The 20,482-nt window shown below is 52.4% G+C and carries 19 protein-coding genes and 1 other RNA gene; 3 read left to right on the top strand and 17 right to left on the bottom strand.

Features of this window, described 5'->3' with window-relative positions:
• Positions 1–57: 57 nt before the first annotated feature.
• The 17 genes from F3H12_RS01545 to F3H12_RS01465 form a co-directional block, all read right to left on the bottom strand.
• Positions 58–897 (bottom strand): transketolase, encoded by an 840-nt coding sequence (locus F3H12_RS01545; protein WP_149677589.1) that lies wholly within the window; start codon positions 895–897, stop codon positions 58–60.
• Between the two features lie 128 nt (positions 898–1,025).
• The gene (locus F3H12_RS01540; RefSeq protein WP_149677588.1) at positions 1,026–1,937 is read right to left on the bottom strand and encodes a YitT family protein; all 912 of its coding nucleotides are present in this window, start codon (positions 1,935–1,937) and stop codon (positions 1,026–1,028) included.
• 117 nt (positions 1,938–2,054) lie between these two features.
• Positions 2,055–2,255: a 50S ribosomal protein L31 gene (gene rpmE / locus F3H12_RS01535; protein WP_149677587.1), complete on the bottom strand. Its 201-nt coding sequence runs from the start codon at positions 2,253–2,255 to the stop codon at positions 2,055–2,057.
• Positions 2,256–2,441: 186 nt separating this feature from the next.
• On the bottom strand, positions 2,442–4,397 hold the full coding sequence (rho, locus tag F3H12_RS01530; protein WP_149677586.1) for a transcription termination factor Rho: 1,956 nt from the start codon (positions 4,395–4,397) through the stop codon (positions 2,442–2,444).
• 349 nt (positions 4,398–4,746) lie between these two features.
• Positions 4,747–6,423 carry a DNA polymerase III subunit gamma/tau gene (gene dnaX, locus F3H12_RS01525; RefSeq protein ID WP_188118311.1) on the bottom strand — a complete coding sequence of 559 codons (1,677 nt, stop codon included), beginning with the start codon at positions 6,421–6,423 and terminating at the stop codon, positions 4,747–4,749.
• A gap of 306 nt (positions 6,424–6,729) precedes the next feature.
• Positions 6,730–6,995, bottom strand: an RNA gene (gene ffs / locus F3H12_RS01520) — signal recognition particle sRNA large type.
• A gap of 62 nt (positions 6,996–7,057) precedes the next feature.
• On the bottom strand, positions 7,058–8,716 hold the full coding sequence (locus tag F3H12_RS01515) for an AMP-binding protein (RefSeq protein WP_149677584.1): 1,659 nt from the start codon (positions 8,714–8,716) through the stop codon (positions 7,058–7,060).
• The gene (locus tag F3H12_RS01510) at positions 8,716–9,300 is read right to left on the bottom strand and encodes a helix-turn-helix domain-containing protein (RefSeq protein WP_149677583.1); all 585 of its coding nucleotides are present in this window, start codon (positions 9,298–9,300) and stop codon (positions 8,716–8,718) included. The genes F3H12_RS01515 and F3H12_RS01510 overlap by 1 nt, the downstream gene beginning before the upstream one ends.
• Positions 9,301–9,397: 97 nt before the next feature.
• The gene (locus F3H12_RS01505) at positions 9,398–10,018 is read right to left on the bottom strand and encodes a V-type ATP synthase subunit D (RefSeq protein WP_149677582.1); all 621 of its coding nucleotides are present in this window, start codon (positions 10,016–10,018) and stop codon (positions 9,398–9,400) included.
• Positions 10,009–11,415, bottom strand: coding sequence for a V-type ATP synthase subunit B (locus F3H12_RS01500; RefSeq protein ID WP_149677581.1), 1,407 nt, complete (start codon positions 11,413–11,415; stop codon positions 10,009–10,011). Before F3H12_RS01500 ends, F3H12_RS01505 begins: the two co-directional genes overlap by 10 nt.
• Positions 11,412–13,205, bottom strand: a complete 1,794-nt coding sequence (locus tag F3H12_RS01495) for a V-type ATP synthase subunit A (RefSeq protein ID WP_149677580.1) — start codon at positions 13,203–13,205, stop codon at positions 11,412–11,414. The genes F3H12_RS01500 and F3H12_RS01495 overlap by 4 nt, the downstream gene beginning before the upstream one ends.
• Before the next feature lie 130 nt (positions 13,206–13,335).
• The gene (locus F3H12_RS01490; protein ID WP_149677579.1) at positions 13,336–13,932 is read right to left on the bottom strand and encodes a V-type ATP synthase subunit E; all 597 of its coding nucleotides are present in this window, start codon (positions 13,930–13,932) and stop codon (positions 13,336–13,338) included.
• 66 nt (positions 13,933–13,998) lie between these two features.
• Positions 13,999–14,307 carry a V-type ATP synthase subunit F gene (locus F3H12_RS01485; protein WP_149677578.1) on the bottom strand — a complete coding sequence of 103 codons (309 nt, stop codon included), beginning with the start codon at positions 14,305–14,307 and terminating at the stop codon, positions 13,999–14,001.
• Positions 14,308–14,364: 57 nt separating this feature from the next.
• Complete coding sequence (locus F3H12_RS01480) at positions 14,365–14,799, bottom strand: ATP synthase subunit C (RefSeq protein ID WP_149677577.1); 435 nt, start codon at positions 14,797–14,799, stop codon at positions 14,365–14,367.
• 106 nt (positions 14,800–14,905) lie between these two features.
• Entirely contained in the window at positions 14,906–16,831 is a 1,926-nt protein-coding gene (locus tag F3H12_RS01475) for a V-type ATP synthase subunit I (RefSeq protein ID WP_149677576.1), read from the bottom strand.
• A 6-nt stretch (positions 16,832–16,837) separates the two neighbouring features.
• Positions 16,838–17,911 carry a V-type ATPase subunit gene (locus tag F3H12_RS01470; protein WP_188118310.1) on the bottom strand — a complete coding sequence of 358 codons (1,074 nt, stop codon included), beginning with the start codon at positions 17,909–17,911 and terminating at the stop codon, positions 16,838–16,840.
• Positions 17,911–18,237 carry an ATP synthase subunit B family protein gene (locus F3H12_RS01465; RefSeq protein WP_149677574.1) on the bottom strand — a complete coding sequence of 109 codons (327 nt, stop codon included), beginning with the start codon at positions 18,235–18,237 and terminating at the stop codon, positions 17,911–17,913. The genes F3H12_RS01470 and F3H12_RS01465 overlap by 1 nt, the downstream gene beginning before the upstream one ends.
• Before the next feature lie 240 nt (positions 18,238–18,477).
• Here F3H12_RS01465 and F3H12_RS01460 point away from each other — a divergent pair, with 240 nt between their 5' ends.
• The 3 genes from F3H12_RS01460 to F3H12_RS01450 all read left to right on the top strand — a co-directional run bounded on the left by F3H12_RS01460 (position 18,478) and on the right by F3H12_RS01450 (position 20,482).
• The gene (locus F3H12_RS01460; RefSeq protein ID WP_149677573.1) at positions 18,478–19,683 is read left to right on the top strand and encodes an acetylornithine transaminase; all 1,206 of its coding nucleotides are present in this window, start codon (positions 18,478–18,480) and stop codon (positions 19,681–19,683) included.
• 112 nt (positions 19,684–19,795) lie between these two features.
• The gene (locus tag F3H12_RS01455) at positions 19,796–20,098 is read left to right on the top strand and encodes a hypothetical protein (RefSeq protein WP_149677572.1); all 303 of its coding nucleotides are present in this window, start codon (positions 19,796–19,798) and stop codon (positions 20,096–20,098) included.
• A gap of 18 nt (positions 20,099–20,116) precedes the next feature.
• On the top strand, positions 20,117–20,482 hold the full coding sequence (locus F3H12_RS01450; protein WP_149677571.1) for a hypothetical protein: 366 nt from the start codon (positions 20,117–20,119) through the stop codon (positions 20,480–20,482).

Genomic DNA, 20,482 nt, shown 5'->3' with positions numbered 1-20,482 from the left:
TCCATGCTTACAATGTAAATTTCTCAAATTGTTTATTTTAACCGGGAACGGAAATCCTCATCCCAGGGACGCCAGGTAGGCATCCAGTTCCTCAATGGCCTGCTGGGCCTGTTCCTTCTTGGGCGCGGTACCGTGCCATCCCACCTGATTCTCCATGAATGAGACGCCCTTTCCCTTGACCGAATGGGCAACGATGACGGTGGGCTTTCCCTTTACACTTTCCGCATGCTTTACAGCTTCTTCAATCTGGTTGAAGTCATGGGCATCGATGGACAGGACTTCCCATCCGAAAGCCTTGAACTTATCCGCGATAGGCTCAGGATTCATGACCTCAGTGATCTTGCCGTCTATCTGGAGGCCGTTATAATCCACAAAAGCCGTCAGATTGTCCAGCTGGTAATGGGCAGCACACATGGCCGCTTCCCAAACCGCGCCTTCCTCCAGCTCACCATCGCCCATCACAACATAAACGCGATAGTTCTTCCTGTCCAGCTTACCGGCAAGCGCCATGCCAACTGCTGCAGAAATACCCTGGCCCAGGGAACCTGTGGACATATCCACGCCGGGAACCTTGTCCATGTTGGGATGGCCCTCCAGATAGCTGGATGCCTGCCTGAATCCGTTCAAATCCTCTACAGGGAAGAAGCCCCTGTGGGCAAGGGTTGAATACAGTGCAGGCGAGCAGTGCCCCTTGGACATCACAAAGCGATCCCTGTCAGGATTCTTGGGATCTTTCGGATCGACGTTCATCTTTTCAAAGTAAAGATAAGCCATGATATCAGAAATTGACAGAGAACCGCCCGGATGGCCGCTTCCGGCAGAAGCAACCGCAGTTATGACACCTTTTCTGATCTCGGTGGCAATTCTCTTCAGTCTGAGAACAGCTTGTGCATCCATTTCTTGCGTCTCCTTTTCGTCAATCTTTGCTAAAGCTATTATAATAATTAAAGTATACATCTAAAAGTATACATCATAAGCGGGTTTTTCGTAAAGGACTTGATAAAATTTTATCAATACCCCCCGGGCTACTTGTTGTCTGTGTGGAGGGGCTGGAAGCCTTCGCCCAGGACTTCCCTCACATCGCTCAGCAAAACGAAGGCATTGGGGTCGCATTCCTTGACGATTTCCTTGACCTTGGGCATTTCCTGTTTCTTCACAACGCACAGCAGAACCGTTTTATCAGCCCGGCTGTACATGCCCATCCCTTTAAGGCCTGTGACACCCCGGTCCACATCCATCATGAGGCGCCTGGCTATCTCTTCGGAGCGGTCGGAAATAATCATGAGGCTTTTGGCGAAGTGGAACCCTTCGATGTATGCATCGATTGTCTTGGACGATACGTACAGGCTGATGGATGCATAGAGCCCAAGCTTGACGCTCCTGAAAACGATGGTGGCAAGGAGAATCACAAGGCCGTCCAGGATCAGCAGCAATTCACCCAGCGAAAAGCGCGGCATGATCTTTTTGAGGAGCGCAGCCGCCAGATCGGTCCCGCCGGTGGTGGCGTCTTCCTTGAGCACCATACCAAGTCCGAACCCCATGATGACACCGCCCACAAGGCCATTCAGCAGCAAATCCGGAACAGCCATGGAACTGTCAAACCGAACCAGGTAATCATTGACCAGGGTCTCGGTAAAAGGTGCCGTGATGTCCACCATCACCGACAGAAGGATGGCTCCGTACAGGGAGCGTATGACAAACCTGCGGCCCCTGCTCCTGAGCCCGCCAAGGAACAAAGGGACATTGAAAAGGAGCATCAGAACGCCCACCGGGATAACCTTGTTGACCACATAATACACCACGGTTGACAGACCGGAAACACCACCCGGCGCCAGCTTGAAAGGGATCAGGAACACGTTCAGGGAAACGGTCATCACCAGGCATCCCAAAGCGATGAGAAGATAGGGCTTGGCTGATTCAAAAGAGAATTTGCGCATACTCATGCTCCTTATGGTTGCTATCATTCCACCAAAAGCGCTATCACATGCAAACATTTGTCAAAGATAGCATTTAAAGCTTTATAGAAGATAAAAACCGGGTTAAAACCCGGTTTTTTATTTGATTCCGTACTTTTTCTTGAACTTATCGACACGCCCGCCGGTATCTACAAGCTTTTGCTTCCCGGTAAAGAAGGGATGGCACTGGGAGCAGATTTCAACGCGCAGTTCCGGCTTTGTGGAACCTGTCTCAAAGGTCTCGCCGCATGCACAGCGTACAACAGCCTTTGTATACTTGGGGTGGATACCCTCCTGCATGGTCTTTCACCTCGCTCATAACTTGCTTCTTTATCGAAACTACTAACACGACGACCCAAAAAAAAGCGCCGGATGATATTCTATCACAACAGCCGGGAAAATGCAAGAAGTCTCCATGGCAAAACCATACCTGCACTATCCCGGTTTGCCCGCAATCCCCGTGTAAATCGGTTCTATGGCCTGTGATTACCTGTAGGGGTCAAAGCTGTTCTTTTCTTTCTGCAGCAAGGCGGTATTGATGCCGTTGACAAATTCCTCATTGGTCTTGGTCATGAGCAGCCTGTTGATGATCAGTTCGGTAACCTCGGCGGTTCCAAGATTGCTCATAGCCTTCCTGATGGTCCAGATGCCGTCCAGTTCCTTCTGTGAGAGCAGGAGTTCTTCGCGCCTGGTACCCGAACGATTGATGTCGATGGCCGGGAAGATGCGTTTCTCGGAAAGCTTCCTGTCGAGATGGATCTCCAGGTTGCCCGTTCCCTTGAACTCTTCGTAGATGACATCATCCATGCGGCTGCCCGTATCGATGAGCGCCGTGGCGATAATGGTCAGGCTGCCGCCGTTCTCAATATTCCTTGCTGCGCCGAAGAAACGCTTGGGCTTATGCAATGCTCCCGGATCCAGACCGCCTGAAAGGGTCCGGCCCGTTGGCGGGATGGTCAGGTTATAGGCCCTGGCAAGGCGCGTGATGCTGTCGAGCAGGATGACCACATCCCGCTTCTGCTCTACCAGCCTCTGGGCCCTTTCAAGCACCATTTCGGCCACCTTGATATGGTGCTCGGGCACCTCGTCAAAAGTGGAATAGATCACGTCCCCCTTGATGGACCGCTGCATGTCGGTCACTTCTTCCGGACGCTCGTCTATCAGAAGGACGATAACCTCTATCTCGGGATATTTAAGCGTAATGGCATTGGCAATCTTCTTCAGCAGAATGGTCTTACCGGCTTTGGGCGGAGAAACAATTAATCCGCGCTGACCCTTCCCGATGGGAGCAATGAGATCGATCAGGCGCGTGGAAAGCTCCTTGGGATCGGACTCCAGCGTAAGCCTTTCATTGGGGTAAATCGGCGTGAGCTGATCAAACGGCTTTCTTTTCATGGCGACTTCCGGTGGATCGCCATTGACCGATGTGACGTACAGCAGGGCCTGGAATTTTTCGCCATCCTTCTGGATGCGGCCCTTTCCGACAATCTTGTCCCCCGTCTTCAGGTTGAAGCGCCGGATCTGGGATGGTGAAACATAGATGTCCTTCGGGCCTGACAGGTAATTATGGCCTCTTAAAAAGCCATAGCCGTCAGGGAGAACTTCCAGTATACCGGTAACGGGATTGTCGCTTTCCAGCTTGGACAAATCCTTTGCCTTGCTGATTTTGCCGTTGCGGCTGTCCCTGGCCGCATCGGTTTCTGCGGTACCCTCTTCCTTGTCTTTTTCCGGTACGGTCATGCTTTCATCTGCCGGCACCTGGTTTGCTTCATCCTTGGCCTGTTGTTGCTCCTGGCCTTCATCGGACAAATAGGTTACCGGACCCGAAGGAACGTCCGCCTGAGGCTCGGCAGCTTTATCCTGCGCGGCATCAGTGCCGGATTCCGCTTTCGCCCCATCTCCCGGTCTCTTGATACGTATCCGGGAAGTCCGTTTAGGCGCTTGTTCTTCATCGGGAACCGCATGAGTGTTCTTGCTATCATCTACTGACTGGTCTGCTTTTTCAGGAGAAGTGGTTAAGGCAACGGATTGTTCAGACGGGCTTTCTGCTTCAGCTCCGGCCGGAACGTTATCGGTTCCGGGTGCCCCGGATGAAATGGCGGATTCATCAACCGTGTTGCTGGTATCCTCAACGGTTTCAGCTTTTTTAGGCCTGCCGCGGCGCTTTGATGTTGCATCAGCCTTTGACTCGGCCTTGCGGGAAGCCTTTTTCTCCCGGGAATCGGCTTGTACAGACTCAACTGCCTGGCCTTCAGCGGGCATCTGCTCCCCTTGCTTTGATTTCTGTTCATCCTTTTTTACTTCGTTTGATTTTGCCGAATCGGTGATATAATCGATGAGCTCGCTCTTGCGGTACTTGTAAATGCTTTTCAAACCCAGCATTTTAGCAATGTAGCGCAAGTCCTCAAGCGATTTCTTCTCGAGAATCGATCTGTCTTCCATAAAACACCGCCTTGTGATATCAACACTAATCTATATTGAATTCAGAAATCAGGATTGCGCGTCAAATAGGCCCATAAAAACTAGACAAGCCGATAATTGTTACTATCCTATTCCTCTTTGACAACACTCATTCTTATCCGGGAAATATCTCAGAGCTGAGCACGCTTGACTGCTTTAATATATCAGCATCACGGCTGATTTGTCAAGTATCCGGATACCACGATTCGCCTTTTTGACATCTTTTGTCCTGAACCCGGCCCGTTGCCTTGAAAAACAGCTCACAGCATCATTATTCCACGTTTTCGGCTAATTTATCCGTCACTAAATAGCAATCGGACAAAGAAGCCGTTTATTCCACAATCTCAAGATTGAGACCGTTATCCATGGCAAACCGCTTCACCTTTTCCAGGACGGGATCGCTCTCGTTCACATCCTCAACCAGGCCCAGTTCAACCTCATCCTTTATCCTGACCTTCATGGGGGTTCCGGTCACCTGGAGCAGGGCCTCTTCGATGGCCTCCAGGCTTTCATTCCTGTTCAGGATGTTTTTCTTGAGCTGCTCATCACGGCCCACCACGACTACTGCAGTGGCGCCATCCGTCAAAAGGCAGCGGGTATCCAGAAGATAGGCATAAACCTTCATCCTTCCGGCTGAGCGCAGGTGCTCAAGCACCTCGGGCCACTCTTTCAGCTCGGTCCTGCCCTGCGGGGCTTCGCCTTCATGAGGCCTTCGGATTGCCTGCTTTTTTTCAGTCTTTACGGAGGCCGGCGATTCCGGTTGCGCCATCCCGTAGTCTGGTACGTCATGGCGATCGGGTGTTTCCGCCGCAGTACGCCGGGGGATCATCGCCCCGTCCGCTATCCCGCTCATTTTCCTTTCAAGGGCATCCAGCCTTGACTCCAACATTTGAAGCCTTTCGGAGACATCCGCGCCTTCCAGGCTCCTTGTACATAGCCGCACAACCGTGACTTCCATCAGGATGCGCTGGTTTTCCGACCATCTCAGCCTGCTTTCGGTTTCGGACAGTTCCCTGATCATGGCAATGGTTTCTTCATGACTGATCCTGCCGGCGGCCCTGCCCAAACGCTCCAGGTCGGCTTCATCTACATCCACAAGTTTCAGGGCATCCCCGCCTGTCTGAAGCAGCATGAGATTGCGAAACCACTCCACCAGCTGTCCGCATAGGGGAGCCAGGTCCCGTCCGCTGGCATAAGCCTGATCGATCTGCATGAGCGCACCCGGAGCATCCCTGTCCACGAGGGCTTCTGCAATGGCATCAACCGTTTTCAGGGCTGTCAGGCCTGAAACGGCGATCACATCCTCCCTGGTCAGCCTGCGGGTACCCGTGGATATGCATTGATCCAGAAGGCTGATGGCATCGCGCATCCCGCCCTGGGCGAGCCGGGCAATCAGGGTAAGGGCGGACGGCTCGCAGGAGATGCCCATGTCCTGTGCGATCACTTCCAGCCTGCTTGAGATGCCTCGCATGGAGATCCTTTTGAAATCGAACCTCTGGCAGCGGGACAGAATGGTGGCAGGAATCTTGTGGGGCTCGGTGGTGGCAAGGATGAAAATCACGCTTTCCGGAGGCTCCTCCAGGGTTTTCAGGAGCGCGTTGAAAGCGCCTGTGGACAGCATGTGAACCTCGTCGATGATATAGACCTTGTATCGGGTGACCGCCGGCACATACATGACGGCTTCCTTGATCTGGCGCACATCGTCCACGCCGTTGTTGGATGCGGCGTCTATTTCGATGACATCGATGATGGAACCATCCAGGATGCCTTTGCAAACCTCGCACTGGTTGCACGGGTTGCCGTCAACCGGATGCAGGCAGTTCACCGCACGGGCCAGTATCTTGGCCAGGGTGGTCTTTCCTGTTCCGCGTGTGCCGCAGAAAAGATAGGCATGACTGGGAGAGTTGGTTTTGATGCTGTTTTTGAGGGTTTCGACAATATGGCGCTGTTCAACCACGTCATCAAAGGTTAAGGGCCGCCATTTTCTGTAAAGTGCCAAATGCGCCATGATTTCACCATCCATTCCCGTTGCGGGCATGATGCCGACTCTAACATTATAGCACAGGAAAAGCCGGAGCGTGTCAAGGGGCGAGTAAAGGAAACGCCAACCTTATAACAGCGGCCGGGCTTTACGGGATCCCGACGAAAGGATGAGATTGCTGCGCTGCGCTGACGCTCCCCTCGCAATGACACAAGGATTTGCTCTCTTCCGGATTCATTCGCAGGCTGAGATGAAACGCACCTGCCTGCCGTCCTCGGCTTGAAAAGCAAAAAACCAGGAGAACCGTCCCCTGGCTTTAAATTCGGTATAAAACCGTGCACCTGCCTTTGGCAATGCAAATACAAGCGTACCATGTGCATCGTACTCGGACCAGGCACGCTCGCGGCACACCCGGTGCTCCGCTTACCGCTGCTTCCTCCCGGACCTGACGGGGTTCACGGTTCCGGATTGCGCAAGACCCGATCTTCATCGTACTCCGACACATAACTGACCTTACATTTGCAAGCCGGGGGCAGGAATTCGACTCCGCTATAGCGGATTGCGGATACAGGGCACCGCTACCTCCCCGTCTAGCACGGTAATGAACATTATATAGTATTTTACTATTGCCTGCAAGTCTCAATAATTGGCGATTCGGCGCTTACTGGGCCTGATCCCGCTGCCTGATTTCCACACGGCGGATCTTGCCGCTGATGGTCTTGGGAAGTTCCTCCACGAATTCAATCACCCGTGGATATTTGTAGGGAGCGGTATGCTCCTTCACATATTCCTGGATTTCCTTTGCCAGGGCGTCCGAAGGCTGGTAGCCCCTGGCCAGCACGATGGTGGCTTTAACCACCTGGCCTCTCAGGGGATCCGGCACACCCGTCACGGCACATTCGAGAACCGCCGGATGCTCCATGATCACGCTTTCCACCTCAAAGGGACCAATCCTGTAGCCCGAGGACTTGATGATGTCATCGGTCCTTCCCACATACCAGTAATAGCCGTCCTCATCCCTCCAGGCCGTATCCCCGGTATGGTAAAGCCCGTCACGCATGGCCCTTTCAGTCATCTCAGGGCTGCGGTAGTATACCAGCATCAGGCCGGTCGGCTTTTCCTTATCAATCCTCAGGACGATTTCTCCCACCTCACCGGGGCTGACGCTGTTGCCGTTTTCATCAACGATGTCCACCGAATAGGCGGGAGACGGCTTGCCCATGGAGCCGGGACGGGGTTCCATCCAGGTGGTGGTGGCCAGCACCAGGGTTGTTTCAGTCTGGCCAAAGCCCTCCTTCAGCTCAATTCCTGTCTGCTCCTTGAACCTCTTGAACACCTCGGGGTTCAGGGCCTCTCCGGCCGTGGTGCAGTATTTCAGGGATGACAAATCGTATTTGGAAAGATCCTCTTTAATCAGGAAACGATACACAGTGGGCGGTGCGCAGAAAGTGGTCACCTTGTATTTGCTCATCTTCTTGAGCATTTCGTCCGCGTTGAACCGCTCAAAGTCAAAGGTGAAAATGGCCGCTTCAGCAATCCACTGGCCATAGAGCTTACCCCAAACCGATTTGGCCCAGCCTGTCTCTGACACGGTGAAGTGCAGGCCGTCCGGATCCACATTATGCCAGTAAACGGCTGTGGGGATATGGGCCAGCGGATAATAGTAGTTGTGGGCCACCATCTTGGGCATGCCGGTGGTTCCCGAAGAGAAATACATCAGCATGATTTCGTCGGCTTTGGGCCGTTCGTCCCCTTCGGGCGGGATGAAGGGCGGAGCCTGGCGCACGCCTTCTTCATAGCTCAACCAGCCATCCCGTTTTCCCCTGACCATTATCTTGATCTTCAGGGTCTCGGTTTCCTTCTGGGCTTCATCCACCAAGCTCGAAATCTGCCCATCAGCAGTGCAGACGATGGCTTTTATGCTTGCCGCGTTGACGCGGTAGACGATATCCTTGGTCATCAGCTGGTTTGTGGCCGGAATGGCAATGGCGCCCAGTTTATGTAAGGCGACAATGCAATACCAGAATTCATAGTGCCGTCTCAGGATCAGCATGACTGCATCGCCTTTCCTGATACCCACACTCCGGAAATAAGCGGCTGTCCGGTCGCTTTCCTCCTTCATTTCCCTGAAGGTAATAAACCGTTCTTCCCCTGCTTCGTTGCACCAGACCATGGCCAGCTTGTCCGGGTTATCCCTGGCTATCCTGTCCACAATATCATAGCCAAAATTGAAGTTCGGATCCTTTTTGAAGCTGACATGGGTTACCTTGCCTTCCTCATCGAAGGTTTCAATCATGAATTCCTTGTAGAGCCTTCCCATCAGTCCATCCTCCCGTCAAAGTCCTTGATTACAACAGCCAGGAAGGTGCAGTCCTTGCCTCCCGTGGCCACCATGCCGTGCTTGTTGGAGCTGTCATAGTAGACGCAATCTCCTTCATGCATAATGAATTCGTGGTCATTTATCCTCATCCTCAGGGAACCGGAGAGAATGAAGTCGAATTCCTGACCCTTGTGGCTGCTGAGCGCTATTTCACCCTTCTCTGCCTTTTCATCATAGGGTGCTTCCACCAGGAAAGGCTCGGCATTCCGGTTCTTGAAAAGATATGCCAGGCTTTGGTATTTAAAGCCCTTGCGCCTCTCGATGGGCAGCCCGTGGCCTTTTTTGACATGGGTATAAACCGAAAGCCTGGGACTGGTACCGGTAACCAGGTCACTGATGTCAAGCCCGAAACGTGTGGCAGCCTTATAGAGGAATGTGAAGGTGAAATCGCGCTTTCCCGATTCATATTCGAGGTATTCCGATTCCGACATTTCGAGGAGCCTGGCCATTTCTTCGGCCGGAATTGCCAGATCCTCGCGCATCCCCCGTATGCGTTGTGCTATTTCCTGGATTTTCTCATCCATGTATCGTTCCCTCCTCAATATGGTTAACCCCTGTTCCCCGAGGGGTGGGTTTTTTTACATCATACCTGAATGGCAGAAGATTGGCAAAGGATTTCGGTCAGTCACCGCGTTTGATTTCCTTGATAACCTTGAGCCTGCTGAACTCTTCCCTTTCCTTTTCCTCAAGCACATTGGCGATCTGTTTGGTTGCCTCTTCATACCTGGGGATCATGATATTTTTAAGGGCATTGGTCCTCTTTTGAGTTCTTCGGATATTGGTGGCCAGGCGGTAAACGGCATTTTCAATCTCTGCCAGTTCCGCAACAAGGTATTTCACCTTTTCAAATTTCTGCCGGGCTGCATCCAATGTGGAATTGGTCATGCGGAATCCATACCGGGGCTGCAGTTCGGTTTCCTCCATGCTAACGGTGGGGATCTCCACACCCATCACGCTTTGCTCCCTGATCCTGACACCGTTTTCCTCAGGAACCGCATAGCCGATTTGCTCGATCACGGAGATGCCCATGGTGACATTGGCCAGCTGGAGGGCATGGTAAGCCTCACGGAAGGTTTCCAGGATCTGATCCTGGATTTTCCTGGCCTTTTCCACCAGACCCATCATCTCCCGGACCAGGATGTTCCGTTTTTTATCCAGCAGTTCATAGCCCTGGCGGCAAAGGGCCAGGGTATTCTTGGCGATTATCAGGTTTCCCTTGGTGGGAAAAAGCCTCATGTCCATTGCCGATACCTGCTTTCATTCTCTTCAGGATTTCCATAATACTTCTCAATGAGCTCAGGTGACAGCCTGTCAAGCTCCTCCCTGGGCAGCAGGCCCAACAGGAGCCATCCCAGATCCAGCGTCTGGATGATATCCCTGTCCTCGTTGAAATCCTGGGTGATGAATGCGGACTCGAAAGCGCGGCCGAAACGCATATACTTCTTGTCCAGATCGCTGAGTTCATCCTCGCCGATAACCGAGGCCAGCGCCCGGACCTCCTGAACCTTGGCGCAGGCGGCAAAAAGCTGGTTGGCCAGGCCCGGATGATCCTCGCGGGTATAGCCCTTTCCGATACCGTCCTTCATCAGACGCGACAGGGAAGGCAATACGCTGACAGGGGGATAAATCCCCCTGGAAGCCAGACCGCGATCCAGCACGATCTGTCCCTCGGTGATATAGCCCGTCAGATCCGGAATGGGGTGGGTAATATCGTCATTGGGCATGGTCAGGATGGGGATTTGCGTGATGGATCCCTTCCTGCCCTTAATCATGCCCGCACGCTCATAGATGGAGGCCAGATCACTGTAGAGGTAACCCGGATAACCCTTTCTGGAGGGGATTTCACCCTTTGAGGAAGAAATCTCGCGGAGCGCTTCGGCATAGGAGGACATGTCGGTGAGAATGACCAGGACATGCATGCCCTTCTCAAAGGCCAGGTACTCCGCAGCCGTCAGCGCGGATCTCGGGGTCACGATACGCTCCACCACCGGATCGTTGGCCAGGTTCAGGAACATGACCACCCGATCCAGCACGCCGCTGCTTTTAAAGCTGTTCTTAAAATAATCGGCCACATCATGCTTGACGCCCATGGCGGCAAATACGATGGCAAAATTGTTGGCATCCTCATCGGCGATTTTCGCCTGGCGTACAATTTGCACAGCCAGCTGGTTGTGGGGAAGTCCGCTGCCTGAAAAGATGGGCAGCTTCTGACCCCGGATGAGGGTTGCCAGGCAGTCGATACTGGATATACCCGTCTGGATATAGTTTCTCGGGTATTCCCGCTCAACAGGGTTTATGGGTTCCCCGTTAACATCCGCATACTTTTCCGGGTAGATTTCGCCCAGACCGTCCACCGGACGTCCCAGGCCGTCAAGCACCCGGCCCAGGATTTCTTTGGAAAGGGGAATCTTCAGCGGTTTTCCCAGAAGCCGGGTACGCGTGTTTTTCAGGGAGATGCCGTGAGTTCCTTCAAACACCTGGATGACGCAAACATCTCCGCTGATGTCGATAATCCGTCCCAGGCGTTTTTCCTTATCGACGGTGATTTCCACCAATTCCTCAAAGGAGGGATCCTTTACGCCTTCGAGGACCACCAGAGGGCCCGATATCTCCTTGAGACCCACATATTCCAGATTCATGCAAGTCCCCTCCTTTCAGCGCCCCTGTAGCTTGCTTCTATTTCAGAGAGTATGGCATCAATTCGCGCTATCAGCTTGTCAAATGCCCCCATGTCGTCATTGGCAATCGTGTATTTGATTTTTATAACCTCTTCGAAGACACCGGTCCTTCGGATAACCGATACCGGTATGCCCTTCGCAATCAGCCGTGATGCCTGATCATGGAGGTGGAGCACCGTCCGCATCATATGGTACTGCTTGACAATGGGAACATAGGTATCCTGCTCGTGATAGGCATTCTGCTGCAGGAATCCCTGCCGGATGGCCCGGGCCGATTCCAGGATCAGCTTTTGCTCGTCGGGAAGGATATCGCTTCCGATAAGCTTGACGATCTCAAGGAGCTTGCTTTCTTCCTGAAGAATCCGGCTCAGCCTGTCTCGCAGCGTCATAAAATCAGGGGCCGCATTCTCCGCATACCAGTCCTTGAGGTCTGCGGCATATTCGCTGTAGCTGTCTATCCAGTTGATGGCGGGATAATGCCGGGTATAGGCCAGGGATTTATCCAGGGCCCAGAAGCAGCGGATGAAGCGTTTGGTGTTCTGGGTAACAGGTTCGGAAAAATCGCCGCCCTGGGGCGAAACGGCGCCTATGATGGATATGGAGCCCTGCTGTTCATTCAGGGTTTCAACCATACCTGCCCGTTCATAGAACTCCGACAACCTGGACGGCAAATAAGCCGGGAATCCTTCCTCGGCCGGCATCTCCTCAAGCCGGCCCGAAATCTCCCTCAACGCCTCGGCCCATCTGGAGGTGGAATCGGCCATGATCGCCACATGGTAGCCCATGTCCCTGTAATACTCAGCCAGCGTAATGCCTGTATAGATGGAAGCCTCTCGGGCCGCAACCGGCATGTTGGACGTATTGGCGATGAGCACGGTCCTTTCCATCAGGGGTCTGTTGTTCCTGGGATCGATGAGCTTTGGGAAGTCTTCCAGAACCTCGGTGATCTCATTACCCCGTTCACCGCAGCCCACATAGACGATGATGTCGGCGTTGGACCATTTGGCCAGCTGGTGCTGGGTCATGGTTTTTCCTGTTCCAAAGCCTCCCGGGATGGCGGCTGTGCCCCCCTTGGCAATGGGAAACAGGCTGTCAATGACACGCTGTCCTGTGATAAGCGGCTCATGCAGCGGCAGCCTGCTTTTATAGGGCCTGGGCGTACGTACCGGCCATTCCTGAACCAGGGTCAGGTTATGGACTGTTTTCCCCTCCCTGATACGGGCGATGGTCCTCGTGATGGGATAGCTGCCATCCCTGGCCGCTTCCTCCACCACACCTGAGATATGGGGCGGCACCATGACACGGTGGACCACCGACGGAGTCTCCTGTACCTCGGCAATGACCATGCCGGGCCTCACCGTATCCCCGCGGCGCACAAGGACTTTCACATCCCAAAGCTTTTCGGTATCAAGATTGTCCATGATCATACCACGGCCGATAAAGGGGCCTGTTTTGCGGGCTATGGACGTGAGCGGCCTTTCAATGCCATCAAAGATATTGCCGATGATGCCGGGACCCAGCTTCACGGTCAGCGGGCTGCCCGTGGAGACAACCGGTTCCCCGGGTCTTAATCCCGTGGTATTCTCATAGACCTGAACGATGGTTTCATTTTCCTGAACACGGATGACCTCCCCGATGAGTTTTTCATGCCCCACCAGGACCATTTCCATCATCTTGAAGGCATGGTCCCCGCGCACCTTCACGACAGGTCCGTTTATTCCGTAAATGGTTCCCTGTGATGTTTCTCCCATTCATTTCACCTTCTATACTGGCTTCTTAACCGGCTTCCCGGCCAGACCATTACACTCCGGCCACCGGGCTGTCTGGTTGTTGCGGACGACCTGCACCGATGGAACAGGCCAAAGCGTCAGCGTCCGGTGCCTACTCAATGCTCAATCCGGTTCGGACAAGAAAATCTGCTCTTTCCCGGTTCAGCCTGCTCAAAAAAGAATAATCCCAGACCAGCCCTTTGTCCCGGTTGGTGATCAGGAAACCGCCAATGATGTCCTCATCGCTTTCCGACAATTCAAAATCGGCTCCAAGCCTTGTTCTGATCTCGCTGAAAAGCGCCATATCCTCCTCGTTGACAGTCACAAGAAGCTTCCCGTCTCCGGCTTCCCGGATGGCGGCTTTCAGCCTTTCCTCAATGTAATTGGGGTACTCCTTCCCCCTGACAAACTCCTGAAGGCGTTTTCTCACATTGTCAAAAACCGACCGGACGATCTCATCGCGCCGGTTGAACATGGCTTCCTTGCTTTCCACAATGGCCTTTGAGATCTCTTCGTTATACTCCTTGTCAAACTTTCTGACCGCTTCCTGAATCTTCTCATAGGCCTTTTGCAGGTATTGGAGCTCCGATGAAGCGATAAGTTCCTCCTTCTCCTTCTCCGCCTGCCTGATCCGTTCATTCTTCTTCCGGTAGGCATCCTGCATGACCATCTCGGAGAACTTCCCGAGCTTTTCCAGCGTTTTCTCCATATCATCACCTCATGTTCCGTTGCGCATCGACAGCAAATGCCTGGCTGCCGGAAGGCCAGGGCTACGCTAAACCTTCAGGCCAATCGCTTCGTTGACGTATCGCATAATGTAGTCGGCGGGTCGCCTGGTGCCATGCCTGTCCGGAATCTCGACGATGAGGGGCTTGCTGCGATTCAGCCTGTAATCCCGTATCAAATCTTCCACCCGCTCGGCAAGCAATTCGGTAATCAGGATAATGCCGATGCTCTCGTCCTGGATGGCTGCATTCAGCGCATCCTCTATTTCCCTGCGCTCGTGGACGACCACGCCTTCAATCCCGGCAAGACGCATACCCGTTCTGGTATCCACATTGTCACTGATAAGAAACATCCTCATAAATCAACACCATGCCTTGCTGACGTGCTATCCCCGCAAAAGCAGCCCGTCTGCCAATCAGGCATTCAGGATCATAATGGAGATAATCAGGCCATAAATCGCGATACCTTCTGCCAGACCGACAAAAACGAGGGCTTTACCCAGTATCTTGGGATCCTCGCTCAATGCGCCCAGGGCTGCCGAACCGGTTGCCGAAACGGCAATACCGGCGCCTATTCCTGCCAGCCCGGTGGACAAAGCCGCCGCAATATATCTCAGACCGTCCGAGGAAGCAGCAGCTGCGGCTGCGGCATCATTTGAAGCGGCATTTGCCGTGATGCCGCCAAAGAGGATGAATATGGTAGCGGCCAAAATTACGCCGAACAATGCGCTCACGTTGATCCTAAAAAGCTTCCGGATGCTATCGCCCTTTACTCCTTTCAGGATGCAGGCTACACCGAGACCTACCATGCTGAGACAAAGTGCAACGGCCAATACCACAAAGAATTCCATAACAACAACCTCCATTACAATATGACATTTTTCATTCGATGATGATCAAAACTGCGTTACCGCAGCATAATCCTTTTTGCCGGCCCGCTCTTCGGGCAGTCATCTGTCAGTCATCGGTTACCCGGACGGGCTTGAACTCATAACCCTCTCCCGAGTAGAAACGGCCAAACATCTCGTAATACTCCAGGCGCAGGCACTGAATCCCTACAATCAGGCCTTCCAGTGCAATGGTGAGCAGGTTTCCGATAATGGCAACAATAATGCTGCCGACACCCGACATCATTTTGGCCAGGGTCCAGACCGCCAGGGAAAGCCCTGCATGGTTGAGGGCAAAAGCGCCCACACGCAGGAAGGACAGGGTTCCGCTGAAGAAGTTCAATACGGTTTCAAAGATTTCGAAAAAGGATTCCACAAAGTACATGCCTTTTTCACGGGGCATAATGTGGTCCCTGCGCCTGATCAGGTTCTCCAGGGGTTCCCTGAATACCAGCATCAGCATGGGGATGACCACGACGATCACCACGGCTGCTGCCGTGATCACAACCTGCCCGGTCAGGAGCGAGAGGATCACGCAGACAATGACCCCGCCATAGAACATGAGCCCGGCGATGCCATTCTTGTCAAAGATCATGCGGCCCCAGTTCCTGGCTCGATAGCTGTTGATGATATTGGTGATAATGGCAATCAGGATGATGAAGACACCATAAACAGCCGATATGAGCAGGATGCTCATGATGCTGTCCTTGTCATGCAACGGACTTATAAAAAGCGGTTTGATGATCTCTTCGTTGCCAAAGACGCTGCCGTACAGGAAACCGAAGATAGCTGACGAGATGCCCAGGTAGATGAGCATGGCGGTGGCCGCCATCTTCCTGAAAAAGTACAGGTAAGCGCCTCCCAGAGCAATGACCAGGCCTTGTCCTACATCCCCGAACATGAAACCGAACATGAGAATATAGGTAAGGGCCAGAAGCTTGGTCGGATCCAATTCCTTGGTGGAAGGAAGACCATATAGCGTAACAAAGGATTCAAAAGGCTTGAACACGCCCCTGTTCTTGATCAGTGTGGGCGGCGTGGAAGTCTTCACGTACTCCGGATCTTCGCTGGACAGAATGAGATTGTCGATGGACTCCATTTTCTTCTCAAAAGCCGCATATTCCCTGTAAGGCATCCACCCGACCAGCACGAATGTTTCCCCGATATAGGCGGCAAGCGATCTGACCTCGTTGATCTTTGCCCGGTAGAGCACCTTTGAATAAAGCACTGAAAAGCGGGCCCGTTCTTTTTCGATAAAATCCCTGAGCGCTTTTTCTTCATGCTCCATCTGCTCCCGCAATGACCGGACCTCCGCTGAGAGTTTTTCGAGGGCAACCCGGGGTACGCCCTGGACCTGGTCCGATATACGGATCCTTTCAAAACCAAGGGCGGAAAAAACATTGTCGATGACCGGACCGACCTGGGTCGGCATGAAATAGGAGAGCCATACAATGTCTTCCTCCTCGGACACCGGCACGTAAATCACATCCAGCTCATCCAGGTAGTCCTTTTTCTTTTCCAGGTTCTCCTTCGGCATGGAACCAAAACGAAACTTCATGAAGCTGAAGCGAAACATCTCATGAATATCCACGTTCAGGCCGGCAATGGGCTGAATTTGCTTCATGATCTGCTCCCGCTCCTGAATCTCGGTCTTCAGGCTTGCCATAGCTGATCTGTACTGGTCGAACCTTTTCTCCAGCGATTCTATATAGGCACGCGTTTCTTCCAGGTCAAAATCTTCCAGGATCTCTTTGGTCAGGCTGTCCTGCGCAAAGGTTTCCACCCTGGCTCCAATCCGCTCGTTAAGGATTTGCATGCGTTTCTTCAGCTGGTCATAGGTGGGATCTTCCTCAAAAGGAATCAGCCCGTGCATATGAATGGCCTTGTATGACGGTTCGATCTGGATGTCCTTGTTGATGATGTGCTCCAGGACAAAACCATCAAACATCTGGAGGGGTCCCATGATACTAATATACTTCATTTGTACAACAGCCATAAAGCTTCACCCTTCCCTTCCTGAGGAGCCGAACCCGGTGCCTGTGACAAACTTCCGGATCTCTTCCGGAGCAAGTTTATACCTGATTCCCTCAATGATGGAAATGATATTGTTCAGTTCAAATTCCTTCAGCTTTAAATAGGATATAATGCACGCAATGGAGAAGGACTGGTGAACAAATCGCTTTCTGTGAAGCTCATACAAGAATTCACCATAACGCCGCTCGTAGGCACCCGGGCCTTCGCCGTCAAACAACCTGGCATAAGACGTCCTTTCAAGCACCTGACGGAACTCATCCAAATTTTTGGCAGCAACCAGATCATCAATGGTCGTACGCTTGATCCGGTAATAATAGGGAACAATATAGGTGTATATCAGTTCCTTGTCAAAATGGTAAAAGGCCTTTATCCGGTAAATCCAGAAGATATTGAATACATCGATCTCAATGCCGTTGAATTCAAGCGCCAGGCGTTTGTCCTCACCATGCAGCAGCCCGGAAGCCATCTCCTGAACTTTTCGGAAATAATAAAGATCCAGGGCCATTTCCAGATGGAAGAGCCTTGTATCCTGTCCCACAGCTACATACGGGCGCATAACCTCGGCATAATCCGTTCCCTTCAGCCCGGCAAGAAACTCCTCGAGACTTTTGGACAGAGCCAGTTTCGGAATATCCAGTTCTTCATTGCGGGACAAAAAAGGAAGGGATTCCTCCAGAAAGGACTGATCGGCATTCCCGGCCTCAAAGAGCCTCATCAGCAGCTTGATGCTTTCTATCTCCATTTTCATATAGAGGAGGTTGACAAAGGCTTTCTGGCTGCCGCTGGAAAAACGCATGAGTTTGACATAGTCATTGATATATTCATGCCTGAGAATGTTTTCCAGCTGCCCTCTATGGATATCCGCTTCGTTGACATCGGCCAGGACTGCGGAATAATGCGTGTTATATTTTAAATAGGCCGCTACCTCGTTCACACTCCTCTTGAGCATGATTTCCTGATAATCATGCGGCTTGAGGAGTTTTCCGGCCATGGCACGTGTTTTTCCGGACACAGCACCGTATTTGATAGCCGAAAGCAGCATCATTCACCTCTGATAATCCGGTTGAATATTTCATCTTCCCATTTTTGCTGGTTCAGTTCCGCGTTTTCTTCCATCAGTCGCATGTTGAGGGCGGTATCCTCATAGATGCGGATAATCCGGTCCTCCTTTTCCCTGGTGCCTTTAGTCTGAAGCTGCCTGATCTTGTTCTCTGCCATTTCCATGATGTGGGCTTCCATCATCCGGCATTCTTCACGTGCGGACTCCAGGATCTTTTCCGCCTCGGCCTCTGCCAGGCTAAGCTGATCCTGGGCATTGTGCTCCAGTTCAATAATGCGCCTTACGATATCCTCCATATGGCCATCCATCTTATTCGCCTTCTTTTCAAAACCCATTTTAAAAGGGCCAATGCCGCATTTGATGACCCTCTTTATCAAATACCCATCTGATTTTTGATTATATCATATACACAAATTGGCGTTAATATTGTTAATATATTTTGTATGGATTTCTATACGGAATTCTCCCAAATCAGGGGGCATGAAAATTCATATTGAATAATTATTCATTTTGTTGTATATTTATAATCAAGTTGGGAGGTGCTGCTTATGCAGTTGAATGAGATCATAGAGTTGGACAAGAAGTATTACATGAACACTTTCAACCGGGCACCGGTATGCTTTGAGAGAGGAGAGGGCATGTACCTCTGGGATATCAACGGAAAAAAATATACCGACCTCCTGGCCGGAATAGCGGTGAGTTCCCTCGGGCATTCCCATCCCGCCCTTGTCCAGGCCATCACCGAACAGGCCTCAAAGCTGATTCACTGTTCAAACCTGTATTACATCGAGTACCAGGCAAAACTGGCACAGCTCATCGTCGAGAATTCATGCGCCGATAAGGTGTTTTTTGCCAACTCCGGCGCCGAGGCCAATGAAGGAGCCATTAAACTTGCGCGGCTCTATTTCAAGAAAAAAGGGTTTCCAGAAAAAATCGAGATCATCACCCTGGAAAAATCCTTCCACGGAAGGACCCTTGCCACCATCGCCGCGACAGGGCAGGAAAAATACCAGAAAAAATACAGTCCCTTAACGCCCAAGTTCCTCAGCGTGCCCATCAATGACCTGGAGGCCCTGGAAAAGGCCATTACGCAGTACACCTGCGCGGTCATGCTGGAGCCCATTCAGGGCGAGGGCGGCGTAAACCCCACCACGGTTGAGTACATACGCGGCGTGCGGGAATTGTGCAACAGGAAGGGCATCCTTCTGATCTTCGATGAAGTGCAGTGCGGCCTGGGAAGGACCGGCAAACTGTTCGGCTACCAGCATTACGGCGTTGAACCCGATATCTTCACCCTGGCCAAGGGCCTGGCGGGAGGCTTCCCCATCGGTGCACTCTGTGCCAAGGATTTTGTGGCAAGCGCCTTTGAGCCCGGTGATCACGGTTCCACCTTCGGTGGCAATCCACTGGCCTGCCGGGCAGGCTATGCGGTGCTTTCCACCATCCTCAATGAAAAGCTCTGCGAAAACTCGGAGCGCATGGGTCAATACCTGACGGACCAGCTCAACAGGGTGAAAGAGGAGACCGGCATGATTGTTGAGGTACGCGGCAAGGGCCTCATGATCGGCATCCAGTTGGCCAGGCCGGTAGCGAAGGCCGTCAACGCCAAATGCCTGGAACAGGGCTTTTTGGTAGGCAATCTGGGAGACAGCATCATCCGCCTGCTTCCTCCGCTTATCATTCAGAAACAGGATGTCGACGCATTCATCCCTGTCCTACGAAACATCCTGATGTCAGATGGGCTTGACGCTTAAGCCTTTGCACTGCATAAAAGCCGGGTTGTTCCGACAGCCCGGTTTTTTTTGCAACAATCGGGACCCCTGCGCATACAATTAAATGCAGAGATTGTTTGACAGGTGAAAGCCAATGCCTGATGGAAGCTTGTTTGACAGAATTGACGGAAGAATTGCGAAGAAAAAGCTTGAGAAGGCTCTGGAGATGCTCCGTTCCGAAAGCCCCCAGGAACTGAGACGGAAACTCGGCAATATCGACAGGGATGAGATCCTGGCCAAGATGAGCGAATATACGCCGGCCAGACTGAGACAAATGGGCATCAACATTGATGAACTGAAAGGAACGATCACTGAAAGGGATTTGCAAAAGCTGATTCAGGTACTGGGTCCGGACGGCGCTATCATAGCCCAGCGGATCAGACAGATGCTCCAATAGTTTCGGGAGGCGATATTCATGGCAGATGATCTGGACAAGGCAATCAGGCAAATTGCCCAGATGTTCGGGGCGACACAGGGCGCTTCCGGTTCAGGCGACGAATTTTCCGAAAGCACCGGTTCCGAACAATCGTCTTCCCCCGTGGCCCAGACCTTCAATGCAAGCGCCATGCGGGATAACCTGGGCATCCTGTCCAAAGCCCGGGAGATGATTGAATCGCTCAATCAAGTGTCGGATTCGCGCATCAATCTGCTCAACTCCATCCAGCCGTTCCTCAGCCCGGCAAGGCAATCCAGCTGTGCGTCCTGCATACAGCTGCTCAAAATCGTGGCGATCATCAATGCCATCGCTCCGGGGAATCAACCAGGAACAAGGGGTGAGTGA

Origin of the sequence: Thermoclostridium caenicola (assembly GCF_900142095.1) — a bacterium.
Lineage (GTDB): Bacteria > Bacillota > Clostridia > DSM-8532 > DSM-8532 > Thermoclostridium_A > Thermoclostridium_A caenicola.
This window is presented reverse-complemented; position numbering and strand designations above follow the sequence as displayed.